Annotated in this window: 22 protein-coding genes and 1 pseudogene; 14 read left to right on the top strand and 9 right to left on the bottom strand. The window is 71.6% G+C overall.

Annotated elements, in window-relative coordinates:
* Positions 1-43 precede the first annotated feature (43 nt).
* Complete coding sequence (locus tag ABZ312_RS13050; RefSeq protein ID WP_500322784.1) at positions 44-820, top strand: isocitrate lyase/PEP mutase family protein; 777 nt, start codon at positions 44-46, stop codon at positions 818-820.
* 7 nt (positions 821-827) lie between these two features.
* Here the strand turns inward: ABZ312_RS13050 and ABZ312_RS13045 are convergent, their stop codons facing one another.
* From ABZ312_RS13045 to ABZ312_RS13035, 3 genes are all read right to left on the bottom strand, one after another.
* Positions 828-1,331, bottom strand: coding sequence for a pyridoxamine 5'-phosphate oxidase family protein (locus tag ABZ312_RS13045; RefSeq protein WP_500322783.1), 504 nt, complete (start codon positions 1,329-1,331; stop codon positions 828-830).
* Between the two features lie 55 nt (positions 1,332-1,386).
* Entirely contained in the window at positions 1,387-1,575 is a 189-nt protein-coding gene (locus ABZ312_RS13040) for a hypothetical protein (RefSeq protein WP_500322782.1), read from the bottom strand.
* Between the two features lie 162 nt (positions 1,576-1,737).
* Positions 1,738-2,766, bottom strand: coding sequence for a LacI family DNA-binding transcriptional regulator (locus tag ABZ312_RS13035; RefSeq protein WP_500322780.1), 1,029 nt, complete (start codon positions 2,764-2,766; stop codon positions 1,738-1,740).
* Between the two features lie 158 nt (positions 2,767-2,924).
* Here ABZ312_RS13035 and ABZ312_RS13030 point away from each other — a divergent pair, with 158 nt between their 5' ends.
* The 4 genes from ABZ312_RS13030 (at position 2,925) to ABZ312_RS13015 (ending at position 7,780) form a co-directional block, all read left to right on the top strand.
* On the top strand, positions 2,925-4,271 hold the full coding sequence (locus tag ABZ312_RS13030; protein ID WP_500322778.1) for an ABC transporter substrate-binding protein: 1,347 nt from the start codon (positions 2,925-2,927) through the stop codon (positions 4,269-4,271).
* A gap of 5 nt (positions 4,272-4,276) precedes the next feature.
* Positions 4,277-5,308, top strand: a complete 1,032-nt coding sequence (locus ABZ312_RS13025) for a carbohydrate ABC transporter permease (protein ID WP_500322777.1) — start codon at positions 4,277-4,279, stop codon at positions 5,306-5,308.
* A gap of 5 nt (positions 5,309-5,313) precedes the next feature.
* The gene (locus ABZ312_RS13020) at positions 5,314-6,231 is read left to right on the top strand and encodes a carbohydrate ABC transporter permease (protein WP_500322776.1); all 918 of its coding nucleotides are present in this window, start codon (positions 5,314-5,316) and stop codon (positions 6,229-6,231) included.
* A 76-nt stretch (positions 6,232-6,307) separates the two neighbouring features.
* Positions 6,308-7,780, top strand: coding sequence for a GH1 family beta-glucosidase (locus tag ABZ312_RS13015; protein ID WP_500322775.1), 1,473 nt, complete (start codon positions 6,308-6,310; stop codon positions 7,778-7,780).
* A gap of 22 nt (positions 7,781-7,802) precedes the next feature.
* Here ABZ312_RS13015 and ABZ312_RS13010 read toward each other — a convergent pair whose 3' ends face one another.
* The 3 genes and pseudogenes from ABZ312_RS13010 to ABZ312_RS13000 form a co-directional block, all read right to left on the bottom strand.
* Positions 7,803-8,003, bottom strand: coding sequence for a DUF397 domain-containing protein (locus ABZ312_RS13010; protein WP_500437616.1), 201 nt, complete (start codon positions 8,001-8,003; stop codon positions 7,803-7,805).
* A pseudogene (locus ABZ312_RS13005) lies at positions 8,000-8,814 on the bottom strand (helix-turn-helix domain-containing protein). The gene ABZ312_RS13010 and the pseudogene ABZ312_RS13005 overlap by 4 nt, the downstream one beginning before the upstream one ends.
* A gap of 51 nt (positions 8,815-8,865) precedes the next feature.
* Entirely contained in the window at positions 8,866-9,627 is a 762-nt protein-coding gene (locus ABZ312_RS13000) for a GNAT family N-acetyltransferase (RefSeq protein ID WP_500322773.1), read from the bottom strand.
* A 37-nt stretch (positions 9,628-9,664) separates the two neighbouring features.
* Between ABZ312_RS13000 and ABZ312_RS12995 the strand changes: the two genes are divergently transcribed.
* From ABZ312_RS12995 to ABZ312_RS12980, 4 genes are all read left to right on the top strand, one after another.
* Positions 9,665-10,285 (top strand): hypothetical protein, encoded by a 621-nt coding sequence (locus ABZ312_RS12995; protein WP_500437614.1) that lies wholly within the window; start codon positions 9,665-9,667, stop codon positions 10,283-10,285.
* A gap of 10 nt (positions 10,286-10,295) precedes the next feature.
* Positions 10,296-10,481 (top strand): hypothetical protein, encoded by a 186-nt coding sequence (locus tag ABZ312_RS12990; RefSeq protein WP_500331358.1) that lies wholly within the window; start codon positions 10,296-10,298, stop codon positions 10,479-10,481.
* 99 nt (positions 10,482-10,580) lie between these two features.
* Positions 10,581-15,365, top strand: coding sequence for an RHS repeat-associated core domain-containing protein (locus tag ABZ312_RS12985; protein WP_500358218.1), 4,785 nt, complete (start codon positions 10,581-10,583; stop codon positions 15,363-15,365).
* Positions 15,366-15,436: 71 nt separating this feature from the next.
* Entirely contained in the window at positions 15,437-16,477 is a 1,041-nt protein-coding gene (locus ABZ312_RS12980; RefSeq protein ID WP_500331362.1) for a hypothetical protein, read from the top strand.
* A 13-nt stretch (positions 16,478-16,490) separates the two neighbouring features.
* On the opposite strand, the gene ABZ312_RS12975 is transcribed toward ABZ312_RS12980, so the two are convergent.
* The gene (locus ABZ312_RS12975) at positions 16,491-17,813 is read right to left on the bottom strand and encodes an NsdA family TPR-like regulatory protein (protein ID WP_500331364.1); all 1,323 of its coding nucleotides are present in this window, start codon (positions 17,811-17,813) and stop codon (positions 16,491-16,493) included.
* Positions 17,814-17,990: 177 nt separating this feature from the next.
* On the opposite strand from ABZ312_RS12975, the gene ABZ312_RS12970 reads away from it, so the two are divergent.
* Together ABZ312_RS12970 and ABZ312_RS12965 are read left to right on the top strand one after the other, a co-directional pair.
* Positions 17,991-18,389, top strand: coding sequence for a hypothetical protein (locus ABZ312_RS12970; RefSeq protein ID WP_500331366.1), 399 nt, complete (start codon positions 17,991-17,993; stop codon positions 18,387-18,389).
* A gap of 33 nt (positions 18,390-18,422) precedes the next feature.
* Positions 18,423-19,286, top strand: coding sequence for a spermidine synthase (locus tag ABZ312_RS12965; RefSeq protein ID WP_500331368.1), 864 nt, complete (start codon positions 18,423-18,425; stop codon positions 19,284-19,286).
* Here ABZ312_RS12965 and ABZ312_RS12960 read toward each other — a convergent pair.
* The gene (locus ABZ312_RS12960; protein WP_500358216.1) at positions 19,283-19,837 is read right to left on the bottom strand and encodes a hypothetical protein; all 555 of its coding nucleotides are present in this window, start codon (positions 19,835-19,837) and stop codon (positions 19,283-19,285) included. The genes ABZ312_RS12965 and ABZ312_RS12960 overlap by 4 nt on opposite strands.
* Positions 19,838-19,945: 108 nt before the next feature.
* Here ABZ312_RS12960 and ABZ312_RS12955 point away from each other — a divergent pair, with 108 nt between their 5' ends.
* Positions 19,946-20,623: a response regulator transcription factor gene (locus ABZ312_RS12955; protein ID WP_500331372.1), complete on the top strand. Its 678-nt coding sequence runs from the start codon at positions 19,946-19,948 to the stop codon at positions 20,621-20,623.
* Positions 20,620-22,008, top strand: a complete 1,389-nt coding sequence (locus ABZ312_RS12950; protein ID WP_500331374.1) for a sensor histidine kinase — start codon at positions 20,620-20,622, stop codon at positions 22,006-22,008. The genes ABZ312_RS12955 and ABZ312_RS12950 overlap by 4 nt, the downstream gene beginning before the upstream one ends.
* A 70-nt stretch (positions 22,009-22,078) precedes the next feature.
* Here the strand turns inward: ABZ312_RS12950 and ABZ312_RS12945 are convergent, their stop codons facing one another.
* A complete protein-coding gene (locus tag ABZ312_RS12945; RefSeq protein WP_500331376.1) occupies positions 22,079-22,318 on the bottom strand; it encodes a hypothetical protein in 240 nt (79 codons plus the stop codon).
* Positions 22,319-22,681: 363 nt separating this feature from the next.
* Here ABZ312_RS12945 and ABZ312_RS12940 point away from each other — a divergent pair.
* A partial coding sequence (locus ABZ312_RS12940) for a toll/interleukin-1 receptor domain-containing protein (protein WP_500437612.1) occupies positions 22,682-22,936 on the top strand: 255 nt, incomplete at its 3' end.

Raw genomic sequence — 22,936 nt, 5'->3', positions numbered from 1 at the left:
TGGCCCTCGTCGGGTCCGGACCCGCGCTCGTAGCGTGGAGGGCATGAGCACCGAGCCCTCCCGTACGGCCCTCGCCTCCCGACTCCGCGCCCTGCACGTGCCGGGCGACCCGCTGGTCCTGCCGAACGTCTGGGACGCCGCCTCGGCACGTGCCGTGGCCGACGCGGGCTTCCCGGCGGTCGCCACCGGGAGCGCGGCCGTGGCGCCCACCCTGGGCTACCAGGACCAGGAGGACACCCCCGCGGACGAGATGTGCGCCGCGGTCGCCCGCATCGCCCGTGCCGTCCCCGTGCCGGTGACCGCCGACATGGAGCGGGGCTACGGGCTGCCGCCCGCGGAGCTGGCGGAGCGGCTGGCCGCGACCGGTGCCGTGGGCTGCAACCTGGAGGACACCGACCACCGCACGGGGCTGCTGGCCGACCCCGGGGAGCAGGCGGCGTACATCGCCGCCCTGCGCGCGGCGGCCCCGGAGCTGGTGATCAACGCCCGGACGGACTGCTTCCTCCGCGGCGGCGCCGGTGCCGCGGAGCGGCTGGCGGACGCGGCGGGCCGGGCACGGGCGTACCTGGAGGCGGGCGCGGACTGCGTCTACCCGATCGGGGCGCTGGACGAGGCCACCGTCCGGGCCGTCGTCGAGGCCGTGGACGGCCGCCCGGTCAACGTGCTGTCCCGGCCGGGCGGGCCCTCACCGGCCCGTCTGGCGGAGCTGGGGGTGGCGCGGATCAGCTTCGGCCACCAGCTCCATCAGATGGTCCAGCGGTACTTCTCCGGGCTCCTCGCGACCGTGGCGCGCGGGGACAGTCCCTTCCCCGAGGACTGACGGCACCTCAGCCGTCCGTGCGCGGGGGCGACTCGTCGTTGCCGCGGCGCACGGTGCGCAGCGGACCGCCGGGCCGCCACACCTGCAGGACGAGGTCGGGGTCCTCGACGCAGGTGCGCACGACCTCGGCGATGTCGGCGCGGAAGAGGTGGAAGGGCCCCTCGGGCACCGTCACCTCGCCGGTGAAGCGGGCGATCGCCGCCGGGTCGGTGACCTCGACGGCGCGCCCGGAGATCCGCACGTCGCCCCCGTCCATGGAGGTGTCGGGACCGGGGTTGACGTGGAGCGCGAAGCGCGAATCGCGGCGCAGGTCGAGGGCCTTGCGGGAGCCGGGCATCATGCCGAGCCACAGCTCGCCGAGCCGGAACTCGGCCTCGATGCCGCTGAGCCGGGGTGAGCCGTCGGCACGGAGGGTGCCGAGGACGTGGTGCTTGTAGCCGCCGAATCGGGTGCGCACGGCCTCGGCGAGGCCGGGCTGTGCTTCCTGGAAGTCTGTCCAGCTGGTCGTCATGCCGCCATGCTCCCCGGCATACCCGACATCCTCTGTCGGCATTGCCGGGGCGGTGTCAGTCCTCGCCCGGAAGGCGGCGGGCCGGGGCGTCGCCCTGTCCCTGGCGGGCGGCCTGCCAGATCCCGCGGAGGCGGTCCAGCTCGGCCAGTTCGGCGCGCGACCAGGTGCGCCGGCCCGCGACGTACCGCCGTATGGCCTCATTGGCGGCTTCGACGGAGCGGCGGTCCAGAACGGTCGGTGGCATGTCTTGATTTTAGGAGAGGGGTGTGACAAAGAGCCGCGGATGGCGCCCCGTGGGCCCATGTCACACGTGACCCTCCTCACGTGACGGGGCTCACCCCCGGCATCCGGGCCAACTCTTCAGGTCGTAGGCGTCACTTGGCACTGCGCTCCGCCGGGGCGGCGGTCACGCGGACTCGCGGCGCACGAGCTCGGTCGACAGCACGACGTGCCGACGGGTGGCGGTGCTCGCCGCGATCTCCTCCAGCAGCACCCGCGCCATGGTGCGGCCCATCTCCTCGATCGGCTGCCGCACGCTGGTCAGGGGCGGGTCGGTGTGGCGCGCGATGGCGGAGTCGTCGAAGCCGATCAGCGCCACGTCGTCGGGCACCCGCCGGCCCCGCTCGCGCAGCACCTGCAGCGCGCCGCCGGCCATGACGTCCGAGGCCGCGAAGACCGCGTCGACGTCGGGGCGGCGCTCCAGCAGCGCCCGCATCGCGGCGCGGCCGCCCTCCTCGGTGAAGTCGCCGGCCGCTACCAGCGCGTTGTCGTGGACCAGCCCGGCGGCCTCGACCGCCTGACGGTAGCCGTCGAGGCGGCAGCGGGCGACGTACATGTCCAGGGGGCCGGTGATGGTCGCGACGCTCCTGCGCCCGAGCCCCAGCAGGTGCGCGACCGCCGAACGGGCGCCGCCGACGTTGTCGGAGTCGACGTACGACACCGACTCCAGGTCGGAGCGGCGGCCGCTGAGCACCGTCGGCATCTCCAACTGCTCCAGCAGGTCGGGCAGCGGGTCGTCCTCGTGCACCGAGGCCAGCAGGACGCCGTCGACCCGGTGGGCGGTGAGGTACTGGGCGAAGCGCTGCCGTTCCTTGGGCGTCCGCAGCAGCGTGAGCAGCAGCTGCATGTCGGTGTCGGCGAGCTCGGCGCCCACGCCCCGGATGATGTCGGAGAAGTACGGCTCCGCGAAGAGCCTGGTCTCGGCCTCCGGGATGACCAGGGCGATCGCGTCCGTCCGGTTGCCCGCCAGGGCGCGCGCCGCGCGGTTGGGGACGTAGCCGAGCTCGGCGATGGCGGCCTCGACCGCGGCCTTGGCATGGTCGCTCACCCGAGGTGATCCGTTGATCACCCGGGAGACGGTGCCCCGGCCCACTCCGGCCCGCGCGGCGACCTCTTCGAGCGTCGGCCTGCCGCTGCGCCGTCCGCCGATCACCATTGCGGCCTCCCAATCACGAGGTGGTAACTGCGCCAACTTAGAGCGTCTGCTCCCTTGACACCTCATCGGGGAACGGAGACTCTTCAACACATCACATGTGGGAGCGCTCCCACACTAGCGAACACGTACACTTCCCGCACGTATCCCGGAGGACCCGAATGCGCACGACAAGGAAGTCGTCCCGGCCACGAGGCCGTACCGCTGCCGTAGCGATAACCGCGGTGGCCGCGCTCGGAGTGAGCCTGCTCGCCGGCTGCTCCAAGGACAGCGACGAGCCCGCCAAGGCCGGTGGCTCGGAGGGTGACGGCAAGGGCAAGATCACCCTCACGGTCGGCACCTTCGGTGTCTTCGGCTACAAGCAGGCCGGTCTGTACGAGGAGTACGAGAAGGCGCATCCGAACATCACGATCAAGGAGAACGTGATCGAGCGGAACGACGCCTACTACCCGCAGCTCCTCACCCACCTCGCCGCCGGCAGCGGCCTGAGCGACATCCAGGCCATCGAGGTCGGCAACATCAACGAGATCGTCACCACCCAGGCGGCGAAGTTCGAGGACCTCTCCAAGGCCGAGGGCGTCGAGAAGTCGAACTACCTCGACTGGAAGTGGGCCCAGGCCAGCACCTCCGACGGCAAGACCATCGGCCTCGGCACCGACATCGGCCCGATGGCCATCTGCTACCGCACCGACCTGTTCAAGAAGGCGGGGCTCCCCACCGACCGCGCCGAGGTCGGCAAGCTGTGGGCCGGTGACTGGAGCAAGTACCTGGACGCGGGCAAGACCTACACCGAGAACGCGCCCAAGGGCACCACGTTCCTGGACTCGTCCGCCGGTCTCTACCAGGCGATCAGCAACTCCGCCTCCGAGCGCTACTACGACAGCAGCGGCAAGGTCATCTACAAGACCAGCCCCTCCGTGAAGGAGGCCTGGGACCTGGCCATGGAGGCCACCACCGGCAAGATGACGGCCAAGCTGAAGCTGTTCGACAAGGCCTGGGACCAGGGCTTCGCCAACGGCCGCTTCGCCTCGCTCCCCTGCCCGTCGTGGATGCTCGGCTACATCCAGGAGAAGGCCGGCGACGCGGGCAAGGGCAAGTGGGACGTCGCCGCCGCGCCGAAGCCCGCCAACTGGGGCGGCTCCTTCGTCGGCGTGCCCTCGGCCGGCAAGAACAAGGAAGAGGCCGTCAAGCTGGCCGCGTGGCTGACCGCCCCGGCGCAGCAGGCCAAGGTCTTCGCCAAGCAGGCGAGCTTCCCGAGCGCCCCGGGCGCCTATGACCTGCCCGAGGTCAAGGACGCCAAGCACGAGTACTTCAACAACGCGCCGATCGGCCAGATCTTCGCCGACGCGGCCAAGAGCATCCCGACCCTGGTGATCGGTCCGAAGGACCAGCAGATCTACACGGCCATCACCGACGTCGGCATCCTGCAGGTCGAGCAGCAGGGCAAGACCCCTGCTCAGGGCTGGGCGGCTGCCGAGAAGGAAATCGACAACGCACTGGACCAGTGACCCGCATGGCTTCGGAGATCTCCGACATGACCGCAGTGACCGCGCCCCCCTCCGAGGGGGGCGCGGCCCCGCGCGGCGGCTCCGGCCGTCCGCGCGACGCACGTGACGAGCGACGCGGCCGCTGGCGCAGCCGCCGCTACCGGTGGGACGTCAAGGCGATGCCGTACGCCTTCGTCTCGCCCTTCTTCCTGTTCTTCGCCGCCTTCGGCCTCTTCCCGCTGATCTACACGGGCTGGTCCTCCTTCTACCGGGTGGAGCTGACCAACCTCGACGCGCGGGAGTTCGTCGGCTTCCACAACTACACCCGCCTGCTTGAGGACGAGTTCTTCTGGAACGCCCTGAAGAACACGTTCACCATCGGTGTGATCTCGACCGTCCCGCAGCTGCTCATCGCACTGGGCCTGGCCCACCTGCTCAACTACAAGCTGCGCGGCTCGACCTTCTTCCGGGTCGCGATGCTCACCCCGTACGCCACGTCGGTGGCCGCCGCCACGCTGGTCTTCACGCTGATGTTCGGCACCGACTACGGCATGATCAACTGGGTGCTGGAGCACCTCGGTTTCAGCCACCACATCGACTGGCGGGCGGGCACCTGGTCCTCCCAGATCGCCGTCTCGTCGATCGTGATCTGGCGCTGGACCGGTTACAACACCTTGATCTACCTGGCCGCGATGCAGGCCGTGCCGCACGACCTGTACGAGTCCGCCGCGCTGGACGGCGCCTCGCGCTGGCAGCAGTTCCGCCACGTGACGATCCCGATGCTGCGGCCGACGATCCTCTTCACGATCGTGGTCTCGACGATCGGCGCCACCCAGCTGTTCGGCGAGCCGTTCCTCTTCGGCGGCCCCGGCGGCGAGAAGGGCGGCTCCTCCCACCAGTTCCAGACGCTGGGCCTGTACCTGTACGAGCAGGGCTGGACGAACTACCACCTCGGGCGGGCCTCGGCCATCGCCTGGGCGATGTTCCTGCTCCTGCTGCTGATCGCCGCCGTCAACGGGCTGGTCGCCCGCTGGCTGCGCAAGAACCACGAGGGGTGACGACGATGGCCACCATCTCGACCAACCCGGCGGATCAGGCGGCCGGCGCAGCGGACGCGCCCCGCAAGGCGAAGCGCCGCACCCCCGGGGCGCCCAAGGCCGGACGGCAGCTGCACGCGGGCCCGTTCACCTACATCGTGCTGATCGTCTTCACGGCGATATCCCTCTTCCCCCTGGTGTGGACCGCGATCGCCGCCTCCCGGACGAACTCGCGGCTGGCACAGACCCCGCCACCGTTCTGGTTCGGCTCGAACCTCTTCAGCAACCTGCAGACCGCGTGGACCGAGGCCAACCTCAGCACAGCGCTGCTGAACACGACCATCGTCGCCGGCAGCATCACCATCGGCACGGTGCTGTTCTCGACGATCGCCGGCTTCGCCTTCGCCAAGCTGCAGTTCAAGATGAAGAACTTCCTGCTGATGCTGACCATCGGCACCATGATGGTGCCGCCGCAGCTGAGCGTGGTGCCGCTGTTCCTGTGGATCGCGGACCTGGACTGGACGAACCACCTCCAGGCGGTCATCCTGCCGACCTTCGTCAGTGCCTTCGGTGTCTTCTTCATGCGGCAGTACCTCTCCCAGGCCCTGCCCACCGAGATCATCGAGGCCGCCCGCGTCGACGGCGCCAGCAGCCTGCGGATCGTCTGGCACGTGGTCTTCCCGGCCGCCCGGCCCGCGATGGCGGTCCTGGGCATGCTGACCTTCGTCGCGGCCTGGAACGACTTCTTCTGGCCGATCATCGCGCTGACCCAGGAGAACCCGACCGTGCAGGTCGCGCTCACCAGCCTCGGCCGCGGCTACATCCCCGACGAGTCCGTCATCATGGCGGGCGCGCTGCTCGGCACGCTCCCGCTGCTGCTGGTCTTCGTGATCTTCGGCAAGCAGATCGTCGGCGGCATCATGCAGGGCGCGGTCAAGGGCTGAGCCCTCCCCCGGCCGCGGCCGCGCCCCTTCCCCCTTTCTTCCTCTTGTTCACTCGTTCCGATGGGAGCGCTCCCGTATGACAGCGTCCGACATCCGTCCCGCAGCGAGCGGCACCGCCGCGGCAAGCGGCCACCAGTTCCCGCCCGGCTTCCTGTGGGGCGCGGCCACCGCCGCGTACCAGATCGAGGGCGCCGCTGCCGAGGACGGGCGCACCCCGTCGATCTGGGACACCTTCAGCCACACCCCCGGCAAGGTCTTCGAGGGCCACAGCGGCGACGTGGCCGCCGACCACTACCACCGTTTCCGTGACGACGTACGGCTCATGGCCGACCTCGGCCTGAGCGCCTACCGGTTCTCCGTCTCCTGGTCCCGTGTCCAGCCCACCGGCCGCGGGCCGGCGGTGGAGCGGGGCCTCGACTTCTACCGCGCGCTCACCGACGAGTTGCTGGAGCACGGCATCCAGCCGGCCGTCACCCTCTACCACTGGGACCTGCCGCAGGAGCTCGAGGACGCCGGCGGCTGGCCCGCCCGCGACACCGCGGAGCGCTTCGGCGAGTACGCGCGGATCGTCGCCGAGGCCCTCGGCGACCGCGTCCAGCTGTGGACCACCCTCAACGAGCCCTGGTGCAGCGCCTTCCTCGGCTACGGCTCCGGCGTCCACGCCCCGGGCCGCACCGACCCGGTCGCCGCCCTGCGCGCCGCCCACCACCTCAACCTCGGCCACGGCCGCGCCGCCGAGGCGCTGCGCTCGGTCCTCCCGGCCCGCGCCCAGCTCGGCATCACGCTCAACCTGCACCAGGTCCGCGCGCTCACCGGCACCCCCGCCGACGTGGACGCCGCACGCCGCATCGACGCCGTGGGCAACCGGGTCTTCACCGGCCCCCTGCTCAACGGCGCCTACCCGAAGGACCTGCTCGAGGACACCCGCGGCCTGACCGACTGGTCCTTCGTCCAGGACGGCGACCTCGCCGCGATCAAGCGCCACCCGCTGGACGTGCTGGGCATCAACTACTACACGCCCACCCTGGTGTCGGACGGCGCTTCCGTCGACGGGCCGCGCAGCGACGGCCACGGCTCCAGCGCGTTCTCCCCCTGGCCGGGCGCGGACGACGTCGCCTTCCACCAGCCCCCTGGCGAGCGGACGGCGATGGGCTGGTCCGTCGACCCCACGGGCCTGTACGACCTGCTGATGCGGATGAACCGCGAGTTCCCCGACCTGCCGCTGCTCATCACCGAGAACGGCGCGGCCTACGAGGACTCCGTGGGCCCCGACGGTGCCGTGCACGACCCCGAGCGCGTGGAGTACCTGCGCGTCCACCTGGAGGCGGTCCACCGCGCGATGCGCGACGGCGCCGACGTGCGGGGCTACTTCCTGTGGTCCCTGATGGACAACTTCGAGTGGGCGTACGGGTACAGCAAGCGCTTCGGCGCGGTCTACGTCGACTACGAGACGCAGGAGCGCATCCCGAAGTCCAGCGCCCACTGGTACGCGGGCGTCGCCCGCGCGGGCGCGCTCCCCGACGCGGCGGAGGCGGACACCGCGTCCTGACGGACCGGCGGGACGCGGCGCACTACTCGGAGGGGGGTGCCGCGTCCCGTCCCACGCCGCGGAGGAACTGCGTCCACGCGGCGGGGGTGAAGGAGAGGGAGGGGCCGTCCGGGTCCTTGCTGTCCCGGACGTGCACGCGGTGGGGGGTGGCGGCGACCTCGACGCAGTTGCCGCCCTGGTCGTCGCTGTAGCTGGACGTGGACCACACCAACCGGCTGTTCATAGGGCCTCCGCCACCTCGCCGATGAACCGCGCCGACTCCTCGACGCCGAGGGCCTGCATGCGGATGGTCCCATGACGTTGCGACAGCCGGCTGACCTTCGTCAGGTCGGTGCAGAGGGCGCTGGTCTCCTGCGCCTCCACGTAGGCGAGGTGTTCGTGCTCCTCCGTCTCCATGAGCACCAACGACCCGCTGAGCGCCGGATACGCGACACGGTCGGCAGGCAGCACCGGGACGGAGACGTTGCGCAGTGAGCCCGCGGTCAGCAGGTCCTGCAACTGCCGCTTCATCACCTCCGGGCCGCCGACGTTCGTCCTCAGGGCCGCCTCATAGAGCACGAACCCGAACAAGGCCGTGGGCTTCCGCCGCAGCTTCTCCTGCCGCTCAAGACGCGCCGCGACCCGTTCCTCGATGGTCTCGTCGTCGAGCGGCGGACAGCTGTTGCCCATCAGCGCACGGGCGTACGCCTCGGTCTGCAACAGCCCGGGAACCAGCAGGGGCTCGTACCCGTACAGCGCGATCGCCTCGGCTTCCGCCTGCATGAACTCACGCGTGCGCTCGGGGAACTTCTCCGGTTCCAGGAACTCCTGCGCCGCCGTGAGCTTCCCCCGGCCCCGCAGAGCTGGTCCGCGACCTGGAGCAACCGGGAACTGGGCCGGCGGCGGCCCTGCTCCATGGACTTCACGGTCTCGTCGCCGTACGCCGCCTCACGCGCCAGCTGCTCGCGCGTGACGCCCGCTTGCTCACGCCAGAGCTTGACCTGGTTGCCGCAGTACCGCCACGCCATCGGCGGCTGGGTCACCTCGCCGGTCATCCGCACCCACCCCCGCACTCTCCGTGGTCACCAGACTACGGAACGGCGCAGTCAGCCGCGTCCGAAGCTGTGGAAGCGGCCGATGACAGTGAAGCCGCGGCGCGCGTACCAGTGCCGGGGCCAGTCGTCCGCGTCGGCGACGAGGAAGCGGGTGGCGCACCCGGCGTCGACGGCCTGGCGCAGCGCCGTGGACAGGACGGCGTCGGCGTGGCCGCGGCCGAGGTGGGCCTCGGAGGTGATGAGGTCCTCGATCTGGGCGGTGCCGGACGCGGGGTCGATGTAGAGGTCCGCCCAGGAGGCGACGTCTCCCTCGGGCGCCCGCGCGCCGATGAAACGGACGACGTCCGCACCGCGCCGGCGGGCCTCGCGGCGGTCGACGAGCTGGCGGATGACCTCGTCGTCGGCCTCCGGGAGGAAGCCGCGCCAGCGCCGGGCGAGGGGGGCGCGGAAGGCGTCGAGGTCCACTTCCGCCGCGGGGCCGCCGTCCGGCACAGGGCCGGTGTGCAGCATGACGAGCTCGGCGGAGTGGTGGTAGCCGGCGCGGATCAGGGGCGCGGCGCAGGCGGTGCCCGTGGCGTCGTCCAGGACGGTGATCGCGCGGTGCTTCAGGTGGCCCAGCGCCTCGTCGGCGAGGGCGGGCAGCGCCTCGGGATCCGAGGTGCCGTCCACGACCACGTGGTTGTTGCCGTGCGAGTACGCGTAGGCGTCGTCGAGGACGGCGAAGCCACCGGGGAGGTCGACGGTGCGCGCGGCCTGGCGGCGGGCGAAGGCGGTGACGAAGGCGCGGATCTGCGGCATTTGCGGTCCTGACATGGGGGCAGCCTAGGCCGGGCCGCTAGGGTCGCGTGCCATGGCGATACAACTCTTCGGCGCCGACGAGGCCTTCGTGGACCGGATGATCGCTCTGGCGGACCTGCCGTGGAGCTGCCGGGCGGTCGAGGACGCGTTCGTGGCCAACGGCTGGGAGGTCCCGGAGGACGAGGAGGAGGGGCCGGTCATCGGCTGGTGGGAGGTCCAGTTCCTGCCCGGGCGTGAGGAGGGCGTCGACGACTGGTGGCTGGAGCTCGGAGAGGCTCCCGGCTGCATGGACGACGGCTCCCCCGACGTGGTGTGCGCCCACCCCGGGTGCGGTGAGGGGAGCTACGTCCTGCACCCCTTCGCGTACTTCGCCGACCCGGAAGACCCGGCCGAGTGGGACAACGAGTTCGGGCCCTGGCACAGCCGCCCCGACGTGCGGCGCGAGGCGACGGCGGAGGACTACGACGCCGAGTACCGGCGGATGGCGGCACTGCTGCGCGACCGCCTTGGGGAACCGGAACCCGCGGGTCCCTGGCCGTACAGGGACATCGACGCCACCCGGCACGTCCGCTGGTCGCGGGGCGAGGCGTACGTGATCCTCCTCGACGGGAACGACGCCATGTCGTACGGCGCCTACCGCCGCGCGGGCGTCGTCGTCCGGCCGAAGCGTTAGGTTCGCCGTCATGGCCGGGCAACTCCGGGACGTCGCCGACGATCTTCTGGACCGGATCATGGAACTCGCGGACCTGCCCTGGAGCTACCGGGCCTTCGAGGACGCGTTCGTGCGCAACGGCCGGCACCACGTGGGTGCGGGCGGGGAGCCCGTCATCGGCTGGCTCGACGCCGTGCTCAGGTGGCGCGTCCGATAGACAGCCCGTCATCCCCAGGGCAGTTGAGGAACTGCAGCCTCTCACGTAGCGTCAAAATCTCTGCAGCTGCAGTCAAGAAGAGACACGGGGGTGTCCGCGGTGGGTGTCGTACTGCCCGACGAACTGGCGTACGTGCTCGACCTGATCGGCATCGCGTGGCCGAACGTCGACGAGGACGACTACCGCGAGATGGCCACGTCGCTGCGGGACTTCGCGGACGACATCGACGGCGGCGCCATGGACGCCCACACCGCCGTGCAGGAGCTGCTGGGCGCGAACGCGGGCGCCGCGATGGACGCCTTCGAGGCGCACTGGGGCAAGGTCAAAGGCACGCATCTGGCCAATCTCGCCGAGGCCGCGCGGATGGGGGCGACGGCGCTCGACGGGGTGGCGATCGCGATCGAAGTCGCCAAAGTCGCGGCGATCGTCCAACTCGGCATCCTGGCAGCCGAGATCGTAGCGACCATCGCCTCCGCCCCCTTCACGCTCGGGCTGTCGAGCTTCGCCGGGGCCGCCGCGACCCAGGCGACCCGGATGATCGTGAAGAAGATCTTCCGCGAGGTCATCAACCAGGTCGTCGACCAGCTGATGTCGATCGCCACCGCCCCGATCTACGCCGCCTTGGAGTCGATGGCAGCCGACCTGATCATCCAGGTCGGTTCCAACGCCCTCGGCCTCCAGAAGGGCGTCGACCTCGGCCGGACCGCCGACGCCGGTAAGGAGGGCTTCGGCGAGGGCGTCGACGGCGCCAAGAAGCAGGCCGACAGCTTCACCCTCGCCAGCGCCGGAGGCGGCGGAGGTGGCGGCGGGGGCGGGGGCGGCGGGGGCAGTCACTTCCAGAGCGACGGGGACAGCTTCGACCGGATCGACACCCAGCTCGACGGCATCACCGGCTCCCTGCACGGCAAGTCGAAGGGGCACATAGGCCGGGCCCGCAACGCCAAGGGCCGGACCAGCGGCCGCGGCGAGATCGCCGAGCACGTCATGCCGATCGCCACGAAGATCGTGGACGGCATCGGCGAGGCGGCCGAGAAGGCCGTGGGCCATGTGCGCAACGACATGCGCAAGGGCCTGAAGCAGATGCACCAGAACCACCGCGACAACGACGACAAGATCGCCGGGGACCTGGACCGCATCGCCAAGGGAGGCAGGAACGATCCCAAGGGCCCCCATGCGGGCGCCGGCACGCGACCGGCGTCAGCAGGCCGAGGACCGGGCCGGAGCAGCACTCGCGACAGCCTCGACATGGACCACCCCAACAACAGCACACGCCGTGACCACACGATCAAGGACTGCGGTGACCCGGTCGACGTCGCGACCGGCAGGGTGTTCCTGAGGGCGGCGGACATCGTCCTGCCCGGCATGCTCCCCCTCACCTTCACCCGCAAGTTCGAGTCGTCCTACCGGGCCGGCCGGCACGTGGGCAGGTCCTGGGCCTCCACCGTCGACCAGCGCCTCGAGTTCGACGACCGCGGCATCGTCTTCGTCACCGAGACCGGACTGCTGCTGTCCTACGACCTTCCTCGCCCCGGGGAGCACGTCCTGCCCGCCCGCGGACCGCGCTGGCCGCTGACCCGCACTCCCCAGGGGGACTGGGCGGTCCATGACCCCGACGCCGGCCACACCCGCTACTTCGCCGAAGCCGTCCACGCACCGGGGCTGGCGCTGTTGGACGAGATGTCCCACCGCAACGGCGACCGCATCACGTTCGACCACCACCACGAGACCGGGGCCCCGCTGGCCATCCGGCACTCGGCCGGCTACCACCTCAAGCTCACCACCGACGATCAGGCCCGGGTCACCGCCATCCACCTGGCCGGTGCGGCGGAAGACGGCTCCGACCAACTGGTCGTGAGCTACGGGCACGACACGGCCGGCAACCTCACGGAGGTCACCGGTTCCTCGGGGAACCCCACGCGGTTCGAGTACGACGGCGACCACCGGATGGTCGCCTGGACCGACACGAACGGCCGCCGGTACGAGTACACCTACGACCACCGCAGCCGCTGCGTCTCACAGGGGGGGACCGACGGCCACTTGCGTTATGCGTACACGTACGACGGTGCCGACCCGTCACCCGGGCACACCGTCACCACCGCCACGAACTCGCTCGGGCACACCACTCGCCACGTGATCAACGACCGGCTCCAGGTCGTCGCCTCGACCGACCCTCTGGGCAACACCACCCGCACCGAGTACGACGACAGCGACAACGTCCTCACAACCACCGACGCGCTCGGTCACACGACCCACTACGCGTACGACGAGGGCGGCCGCCTCACCACCGTCATCAGCCCCGACGCGATGCGCATCACCACCGCGTACGACGAGTCGGGCCTCCCGACCGTGATCACGGGCCGGGACGGTGCGGTCTGGCGCCAGGAATACGACGCGGCAGGCAATCTCACCGCTCTCGCCGACCCCACCGGCGCGGTCACCCGCTACGTCCATGACGACCGCGGACGTGTGGTCTGCGTCACCGACGCCCTGGGCAACACCAGTCGGGCCCAGCACAACTCCGCCGGCCTGCCCGTCGCCATCACCGACCCGCTCGGCCACACGACCCGGTACGGATACGACGCCTTCGGCCGGCTCACGACCGTCAGCGACCCGAGCGGCGCGACGACGACCGTCCTCCGCACCGTGGAAGGTCACACGGCCGCCGTCATCCGCCCCGACGGGACAACCGAATCGTGGACCTACGACGGTGAGGGCAACTGCGTCACGCAGACGGACCCGTTGGGGCAGGTCACCCGCTTCGAGTACGGGCACTTCGACTTGCTGACCGCGCGTACCGACCCGGACGGATCACGTTTCGAGTTCCACCACGACTCCGAACTGCAGCTGACCAGCGTGCGGAACCCCCAAGGGCTGACGTGGGACTACACCTACGACACGGCCGGATTCCTGGTCGCCGAGCGGGACTTCGACGGGCGGACCCTGGGCTACACGTACGACGCGGCAGGCCGGCTCGTCGCCCACACCAACGGAGCCGGGCAGACCGTCCGCTTCACCCACGACGCGATGGGCCGCGTGACCGAGAAGCTCGCGAACGGGGAGTCGACGACCTACCGGCACGATCCCGAGGGCCGATTGGCGCAGGCGATCAGCCAGGACGCCGAACTGTCCCTCACCCGCGATGCCGTGGGACGGGTGATCGCCGAATCCGTGAACGGCCGGGTCCTCGCCAGCGCATACGATCTCACCGGCCGCCGCACCCACCGCGTGACGCCGAGCGGGGCCACGGCCTCGTGGACGTACGATCCGGCAGGCAACGCCGTGGCGCTCGTGACGTCGGGTCGCACGATCACGTTCGAGCACGACGCGCTCGGCCGTGAGACCGCCCGCCACGTACGCGGCGGCCTGCATCTGAGCCACGCGTGGGACGCCATGGGCCGACTCACCGGACAGACCCTCACCCTCACATCGCCCGCCGGCGCCGCCGAGGCCCCACGGCCCGTCCAGCGCCGGGAATACGGTTACCGGCCCGACGGGAACCTGGTGACCGTCGAAGACCAGCTCTCGGGCCGCCGCTCCTTCGCACTGGACACCATCGGCCGGGTCACCCGGGTCACCGCCCGGGGGTGGGAGGAGACCTACGCCTACGACGCAGCGGGCAACCAGACGCTGGCCTCCTGGCCCGACCGCCATCCGGGCGCGGAGGCGCGCGGAGAGCGGGAGTACGCGGGGACCCGGATCTCGCGGGCCGGTAACATCCGGTACGAGTTCGACGCGCAGGGCCGGATCACGCTGCGGCAGAAGACGCGGCTCTCACGTAAACCGGAGACCTGGCGGTACGAGTGGGACGCCGACGACCAGCTCTCCCGGGTCGTCACGCCCGACGGCACCGTCTGGCGCTACCTCTACGACCCCCTCGGCCGGCGCATCGCCAAACAGCGGATGTCGCCCGACGGCGGTTCGGTCGTCGAGCAGACCGACTTCACGTGGGACGGGCCGGACCTCGCCGAGCAGTGCACCGGTCCGTCGGAGGCGTCCGCACGCATCAGCCTGACCTGGGACTACCAGGGCTCCCGACCGGTCGCCCAGACCGAGCACAAGACGGTCGACGACGCCACCCAGGACGAGGTCGACGAGCGCTTCTTCGCGATCGTCACCGACCTCGTCGGAAGCCCCTCGGAACTCGTCGACGAGGACGGTCACATAGCCTGGCGGAGCCGCTCGGCACTGTGGGGCTCCACCGCCTGGCCGGCCGACGCCACGGCCTACACGCCCCTCCGGTTTCCGGGGCAGTACTTCGACCCGGAGAGCGGACTCCACTACAACTTCTTCCGGCATTACGACCCCGAGACCGCACGATACGTGTCGTCGGACCCCCTGGGGCTGGGTCCCGCCCCCAATCCCACGACGTACGTCCACAACCCTCACACCTGGGCCGACCCGCTCGGCCTCACACCGTGCCTGACCTCCCTGGAGAGCATCGCCACCCAGATCGCCCACGTCCTCCCGGAAGAGAAGAGGCAGTACCAGACGGTGGCGGCGATCCATGCCGATACGCCGGAAGGACCCCGGATCTTCGTCGCCGGCACCAGCAGGACCCCCCTCACGGGGGCCCAGATCAAACTCGCCAAGCAACTGGGCGCCATTCCCCTGCCGAAAGACCAGTACATGCCGAAGCCGCCCCCCAAGGAAAGGGGGGGCCATTCAGAGCAGAACATCCTGAATTTCCTGAACAGGATGCACAGGAGCAGCGGCGGCGCCAGTTGGAACCCCACGCACGGAGCCGCGTCCCGTAGCGTTTGCGCCGACATCTGCGCGCCTCTGATCCGCGCGAGCGGGGGAATGATGACCGGGCCGGTCCACCAGGAGGAAAAGCCGACGCACCAAAGGCAGTTCTACTGGCCCGGTCGGTATCATCCGAGCTGATCCCCCGGTCCCCGCGGGACGGCGACCGCCGGCAGTGAACCCTCGACCCGAGACAGGACACGTTCAGCATCATGGCTCTCAGCAGGATCTCCGCGGAGCTCGTCGCCGAGGACGACTGCCCCGGCGTCGAGGAGTCACTCGGACGACGGGACGGCTGGCAAGTACGCGATGGCGCCAACTGGATCGTGAGTCACGACGGTCCGGAGATCACCACTCGCCGCCTGTCCGATGACCTGTCTCGGGTCTTCTCCCGGACGCGGACGTGGACGGCCCCCGTACCGGACGAGTCAAGCTACGCGACTCCGACACCGGACGGACTGCTCGTCGGCGGGCGGCACCGGATCACCTCGCTCGCCGCCGACGGTTCCGTCCGGTGGGCGTTCGACCACGACGCCTGGGCCGCGGACGGCTTGGGTCGCGGCGCGTGCGTCGCGATGCCCTCGGACGACGTCGTGCTGGCGACGATCGTGGGTCGTGTCACGAACGGCACGTACGACGGCGACCTCTGCATCGCGCTCGACAGCGGCTCGGGTGAGCTGCTCGGCGAAAGGACGCTGCCCTCCTTCTCCGCGCTCTACAAATTCCAGCAAAGCCTCGTCGCCGCGAATTTCGTCTTTCTGTCGGCGGGTCAGGGGCAGGACGACGCGCACTCCCTCCTGGTCTCGCTCCGCGACGGAGACATCTCCGCCGTACCGGCGGGCCCCGCGGACGAACCGTTCACCGGAAACAGCCTGGACGGAACGTCGTTCCTCAAGCTGACCAGAGGCGGCGAGATCCTCACCCGGTACGAGCCGGCGCCGTCCGGTCTGTGCCGGACGGCGGCACACGCCGAGGCCACGACCGTGCTGGACGATCCGGAAGCGGTGTTCGTCGGCGGCCCGGGATTCGTCGACCGTGAACGTGTGCTGGCGGCGGTGGCCGAGGACATCTGGCCCGAGGAATCCCGGCACTTCCTGTGGGACACCGCGACGCTGGCTCCCCTGGCGGAGATCGTGTACCCCTTCTCCGTGAGTCCCGAACCCATCCCCCTGGGTGACGGAACGTGGATCACCGTAAGTGAGGACAGGGTCCTGCGGTGGCGGGCGGGCGACCCCGAGGCCCTGCCCGCATAGCGGCGTCGCCGGTTCACGCCGGCCGCGACTGCGCCTGCCTGCGCAGGAATTCGGCGACGTCCTTGCGCCGGGAGTACGGCTGGAGGGTCTGGGCCGTGGAGGAGAGCATGCCCCGCACGCGCGGGGACTGGACGCGGCCCAGGAGGTCCAGGACGCGGATGCCGGCGTCCGTGGCCTCGTCGACGTGTCGGGCGGAGGCGAGGTTGTCGGCGAGTTCCGCGGTGTACAGCGCGGCGTTGCGCGTGAAGTGCGGCGCCTGCAGGCCGACCGCGCGCCGCGCGTGCTCGACCGCGCGGTGGTGGTCGCCGAGGGCGGACCAGGACTGGGCCTCCAGCCCGGCGAGTTCGGCCTCGCCGTAGAAGGTCATCCACTCGGGGTCCGCGGCGCGGGGGCCGCTGCCGAACAGGGTCTGGGCGCGGGCGAGGGCGCGTTCGCAGCCGGGGCGGTCGCCGAGGCCGGCCCAGCCGCCCGCCTCGCGGAGGGCGAGCAGCGAGAGCAGGCGCGGCGAGCCGAGGTGGCGGGCGGCCTGCTGGGCGGCCTGGGCCGCGCGGACGGCCTCGCGGGGGCGCCCGGCATCGCGGGCGAGGAAGGAGGCGTTGCAGAAGGCGTGCGCCTCCAGGGCGCGGTCACCGGCCATGCGGGCGGTGGCGAGGGCCTCGCCGTAGAAGGAGCGGGCATCGGCGAGGCGCCCGGAGTCGTGGGCCAGCCAGCCCACGGAGATGGCGAGTTCACCGGCGCCGCCCATCAGGTCCTCGGCGACGGCCTGGCTGTAGGTGCCCTCGTCGAGGAGGCGGTAGGCGGCCCCGAGGGAGTGGCCGGCCTGGCGGTAGAGCGCGCCGGCGCCGTGCCGGTCGTCGTGCAGGCGGATCTCGCGGACGGCCGCGCGGACAGCCCGGGCCTGGGGTCTGCCGACCTTGTGCACCGGCTCCGCCGCGGCGGCGGGCCCCAGCATCAGGGTCGTGGCGATGGCGGCCGGGCCGCCGGTCATGAACGCGCGACGCAGCACGTCGCTCTCCTCGTCGGTTTCGGTCTCGTACGGGGCCGGCCGGGGAGCCGGGACCGCCGTGCCGCGCCGCCCGCGGACCAGCTCACGGGGCTCGAAGCCCATGTCGGCAAGGTCGCGGCCGGGGAACATGTGCCGGAAGACCCGCTCGTAGGCGTAGTTGGGGCAGCGGATCTCCCCCGACTCCACGCGGCCGATGTAGCGGGCGTCGCAGCTGACCTGTTCGCCGATGTCCCGCCCCGCGCGGCGCACGGCGGCGGCGAACTCGCCGGGGGACCGGTCTCCGCGCAGGCGCCGGAAGGCTGTGTTGGGGGTGGAAGGTGACGAGTGCATCGCCGGGCTCCCGTTGGACGGTCGGTGCGGTGCCGGTTGGCGGCGCGACGACCGTACTCGCTGTGAGGGCCCGAGTACCGTGGGTTTGGCTACAAAAGGGATATCTCACCCTCCATTCGCCATGAAACGCCACCCCTGTCGGCGTCAAGCGGGCGTAGCCGTTGACGTCCGCGCGCGTTGGACACCGTGCAACCCACCGTCCGACCCCAAGGAGGATTCGCCTTGTTGGACGAACCATGGGATCTGGTCACCGTCCCGACCCGGCAGGGACTGGAGGCCGTGGACATCCTGCGCATGCGGACCGGTCTCGGACCCGTGCTGCACGACAGCTCCGGTCACAGCCTCGGCTTCCTGGTGCCGCCGGGCACGGCCGACGGCTGGGACATGCCGGGCAGCGCCTGCACGCAGACCGAGGGCGGCGGCTTCACCGTCCCCGGCGAGCTGCGGGAGCCGCCGGTGGCGGGCACCGGCTGGCTGGTGCCCCCGCACGACGACAGCGCCGTGACGGACCCGGCGGTGCTGCGTGACGCGCTGGGCGAGGCCGCCCGGATGATCGAGCTGGCCGACCGGCTCTGAGCCCCGCGTCGCCCGCCGCCCATACTGGGGTGCATGGCACCGCGCAGGACGAGGACGACGAAGGCACCGGACGGCATACGCGAGCAGGTCGGCGGGGGTCTCGCCGAGCTCGTGCCGGACCGGGACCGGCCGCGGGGCTGGTCGCTGCTGATCGACGGGGCGCCGCAGTCGCACGTCGACCTCGGCGACCCGGAGCACCTGGACTTCTCCTACCAGCGCAGGCTCGGCCACGTCGTCGACCTCGCCGCGCCGCCCGGCCGCCCGCTGCGCGTGCTGCACCTGGGCGGCGGCGCGCTGACCCTGGCCCGCTACACCGCGGCGACCCGGCCGCGCTCGACGCAGCAGGTGGTGGAGCTGGACACCGCGCTGATCGAGCTGGTGCGGCGGGAACTGCCCTGGGACCGCACCTGGCGCATCAAGGTGCGCGGCGGCGACGCCCGCGAGGGCCTGGCGAAGGTCCCGGAGGGCTGGGCGGACCTGGTCATCACGGACGTCTTCGGCGGGGCCCGTACGCCCGCCCACCTGACCAGTACGGAGTTCCTCGCGCAGGTGCGGCGCGCGCTGACGCCCAGGGGGCTCTACGCCGCCAACGTGGCGGACGGCGGACGGCTGGAGTTCCTGCGGGCGCAGATCGCGACGGTGCGGGCCTGCTTCCCCCACGCGTGCCTGGCGGCGGATCCCGCCGTCCTGCGGGGGCGGCGCTTCGGCAACGTCATCCTGGTGGCCGCGGACGGCGAACTGCCCGTGGCGGAGTTCACCCGGCGGGTGGCCTCGGACCCGCATCCGGGGCGGGTCGAGCACGGCAGCGAGCTGGACGCCTTCGCGGGCGGCGCGGCGCCGGTCACCGACGCCACGGCGGCGGCCTCGCCCGCTCCCCCGGAGTCGGTGTTCCGCTAACCGCCCGTGTTCTGCGCCTTGTAGGTGTCGACGGTGGGCGGATGCCCGTTCCAGGTGCAGAAGAGCGACGAGGTCGTGGTGGCCGAGACGAAGTCGACGCGAATCCACTCCGGTTGCTTCCAGACCTTCATCTCCCAGCCGGAGTCTGGCGTCGCCGAGACCAGGGTCGCCGAGGTCTCGCCCAGGTCGAGCACGACCCGTCCGCCCTCGACCGTGTAGCCGTGCACGTTGCCGGTGTCGGCGGAGGAGGTGGTGGCGGGGGTGGCCGAACCGGGCGGCCGGGCCGGGGCGGTGGACGGGGTGCGCGGCATGGCGGGGGCGGTCCGGGCCGGGCCGGTGGCCGTGGGCCCGGCCGCGCGGTGGGTGGCTCCGCCGTCCGGGGACTGCGTGGGGGCGGGGACCTTGTCGGAGACCGGTTCGGAGATCGGCAGGGCCCGGGGCGGGTCGTAGGCCGTGCCCGCCAGCACGTGGTGGACGCCGAACCACGACAGTGCGACGGCGGCGCTCGTGGCGAGCGTCCACGCTCCGGCGTGCGCCAGTCCTTTTCGCATCCGCCCATAGTGCCGGACGCACCCGCCGAACGGAGCCGGGGGTTGCGCTTCAGGTTCTGACGTGCTCGCGCCCACCCGGCATCCCCCTCATGGGCTAAGTTGCGGGCCATGGCAAGTGTGCTCGTGGTCGAGGACGACCAGTTCGTGCGCTCCGCCCTCATCCGGCACCTCACCGAGGCCGCGCACTCCGTACGGAGCGTGGGCACGGCCCTGGAGGCGCTCCGGGAGGTCGCGCAGGTCGGCTTCGACGTGGTGATCCTGGACCTCGGCCTGCCGGACCTGGACGGGGCCGAGGCGCTGAAGATGCTGCGCGGCATCACGGACGTGCCGGTGATCATCGCGACGGCGCGGGACGACGAGTCGGAGATCGTGCGGCTGCTCAACGCGGGCGCCGACGACTACCTCATCAAGCCGTTCTCGGTCGAGCACCTGTCGGCGCGCATGGCGGCGGTGCTGCGCCGCTCGCGGTCGGCGGAGGCGGACCGCGTGCTGCGGGTGGGCGGGCTGCAGATCGACGTCCTGCGCCGCCAGGCCGTCCTGGACGGGGCGCCGCTGGACCTGACCCGCCGTGAGTTCGACCTGCTCTCCTTCCTGGCGGCCCGGCCGGGCGTGGTGGTGGCACGGCGCGAGCTGCTGTCGGAGGTGTGGCAGCAGTCGTACGGCGACGACCAGACCATCGACGTCCATCTGTCGTGGCTGCGGCGCAAGCTGGGGGAGACCGCGGCCCGGCCGCGCTACCTGCACACGCTGCGCGGGGTGGGTGTGAAGCTGGAGCCACCGCGGTGAGGTGGGCGCTGGTCAAGGTCTGCGTCGCGGTGACGGCCATGGTCGTCGTCGCCTTCGCGGTGCCGCTGGCGCTCACCGTCAAGGAGATGGCCCGGGACCGGGCGATCGGCAACGCGGAGCGGCAGGCCGCGGCCATAGGGCCGGCGCTGGCGATCACCACCGACCGCACCCAGCTGGAGCGGGCGGTGGCCTCGACGCAGGCGGGCGCCGACGGCCGGATCGCGGTGCGGGTGCCGGCGACGGAGGGCACGGCGGGGGTGGAGATCGGCGACCCGCACGCGCCGGACGCCGACCTGGACCGGGCGTCGGAACTGGGCCGGGCCTCCACCGTCCCGGTGGCCGGGGGCTACGCCCTGCTGCAGCCGACCGCGGTCGGTTCGGGCTCGGTGGCGGTGGTCGAGGTGTTCGTGCCGGACGGCGAGGTCAGCCGCGGGGTCACCGCCGCCTGGGCGGTGCTGGCGCTGGTCGGCGTGGGCCTGATCGTCGGCGCGGTGGCCGTGGCGGACCGGCTCGGCACGCGCCTGGTGCGGCCGGCCGAGCGCCTCGCGGAGGCCGCGCACGGCCTGGGGCGCGGGGACCTGACCGTACGCGTCCCGGAAGACGGACCGGCCGAACTGCGCTCCGCCGCCGTCGCGTTCAACGCGATGGCGGACCAGGTGGTGCAACTGCTCGCCAACGAAAGGGAGCTGGCCGCCGACCTGTCGCACCGGCTGCGGACCCCGCTGACCGTGCTGCGGCTCAACGCGGCCTCGCTCGGCGACGGCCCCGCCGGGGAGCAGACCCGGCACGCGGTGGCCCAGCTGGAGCGCGAGGTGGACCAGATCATCCGCACCGCGCGGGCCCAGCAGGCGCAGAGCCAGCCGGTCGCGGTGGGCTGCGACGCGGCCGAGGTGATCCGGGAGCGGATGGCCTTCTGGTCGGCGCTCGCCGAGGACCAGGGCCGCGAGGTGAGCACCGCGGGCGTCGAACGCCCGGTGCGGGTGCCGGTGGCGCGGGCCGATCTGGTGGCGTCGCTGGACGCCATGCTCGGCAACGTCTTCCGGCACACCCCCGAGGGCACGGCCTTCGCGGTGGACGTGCACAGCAGCCAGGAGGCGGTGATCGTGCTGGTCTCCGACGCGGGCCCGGGCATCAAGGACCCGGCGGCCGCACTGCGGCGCGGCCAGGGCGCGGGCGGCGACGGTTCCACGGGCCTCGGGCTGGACATCGTACGGCGCCTCGCGGAATCCACCGGGGGCGACGTCCGGCTCGGCTCCTCGGTGCTGGGAGGCGCGGAGATCCGGGTGTGGATCGCGCTGCGGCCGCTCGCCGCGGGCGGGAAGCGGAACCACCGCGTGGTGCGCCGCAGGCGGCTGAAGCGGACCGCCGCGGCCACGGGGCTCTGAACGATCGAGGCCGGGTGGCTCCCACCACCCGGCAGGTATGCGAGCCGGATTTCGCGACGGCCGTTCCGGGTCAACCCCAGTAAATGTCGCAGGCCTCGTAGTAGTAATAGTATGCGTCCTCCCCGGAATAGCAGTAGTCGTCACTGACGTAGCCGCTGACGGCGCCGGCCCACTGCTGGGAGGTCTGCGTCACCACGGAGTCGGCCTGCGCCGACGCCGGCGCGGCGAAGGCCGTGGCGGGGATCAGGGCACCTCCCGCGGCCAGGGCGGCGGAAGCGGTGAGGACTACCAGACGTCGTGTGCGAGTCATCGGGATTCTCCTTGCGTGAGGAATTACGGGGAGGGATGTACGGCGAACGGTCCTGTCCGGAATTTCACTTCGAATTCCCGGCTCTGCGTGCACCCATGTCTCCATTGACCCCGGCCCCGTGTCGGTCGGAATGAGGTGGTGGGTGATCGACTCCCCCAGGCGTTCCCCAAGCGAGGAATCGCCGCGGAAAACCGCAGGTCATCGGGGAGGGGTGGGGCCCACTGTAAAGCCTCCGCGACGGCTGATGGTGGGTCCGGCTGCTCTCGGAAGCGGCTTGGGGTGTTGTGTGTCGAAGTGGGGGCGGGGTGGGGGGTGGTGGTTCTAGCCTCGGTGGTGGCACATGGGTGAGGTCGGGGGTGCGGTGTGGACGGCGAGGGCTTGGTTGCCGCGGGTGGCGGGCGGTTGTTCGTCAGTTATGCGACGCCGGATCGTGCGTGGGCGGAGTGGGTGGCCTGGCAGCTCACGGACGCCGGCTACGACGTTGAGTTGGACACCTGGCACTGGGGAGCGGGGGAGAACTTCATCCTGCGGATGAACCAGGCGCTGGGGGAGGGCAGCCGGATGGTCGCGCTGTACTCCAGTGCCTACTTCGACCCAGACCGGTTCACCACCGATGAG

This window comes from Streptomyces sp. NPDC006207, assembly GCF_040613835.1.
Classification (GTDB): Bacteria; Actinomycetota; Actinomycetes; order Streptomycetales; family Streptomycetaceae; genus Actinacidiphila.
The sequence above is the reverse complement of the archived record's forward strand: the minus strand, read 5'-3'. Positions and strand labels throughout refer to the sequence as shown.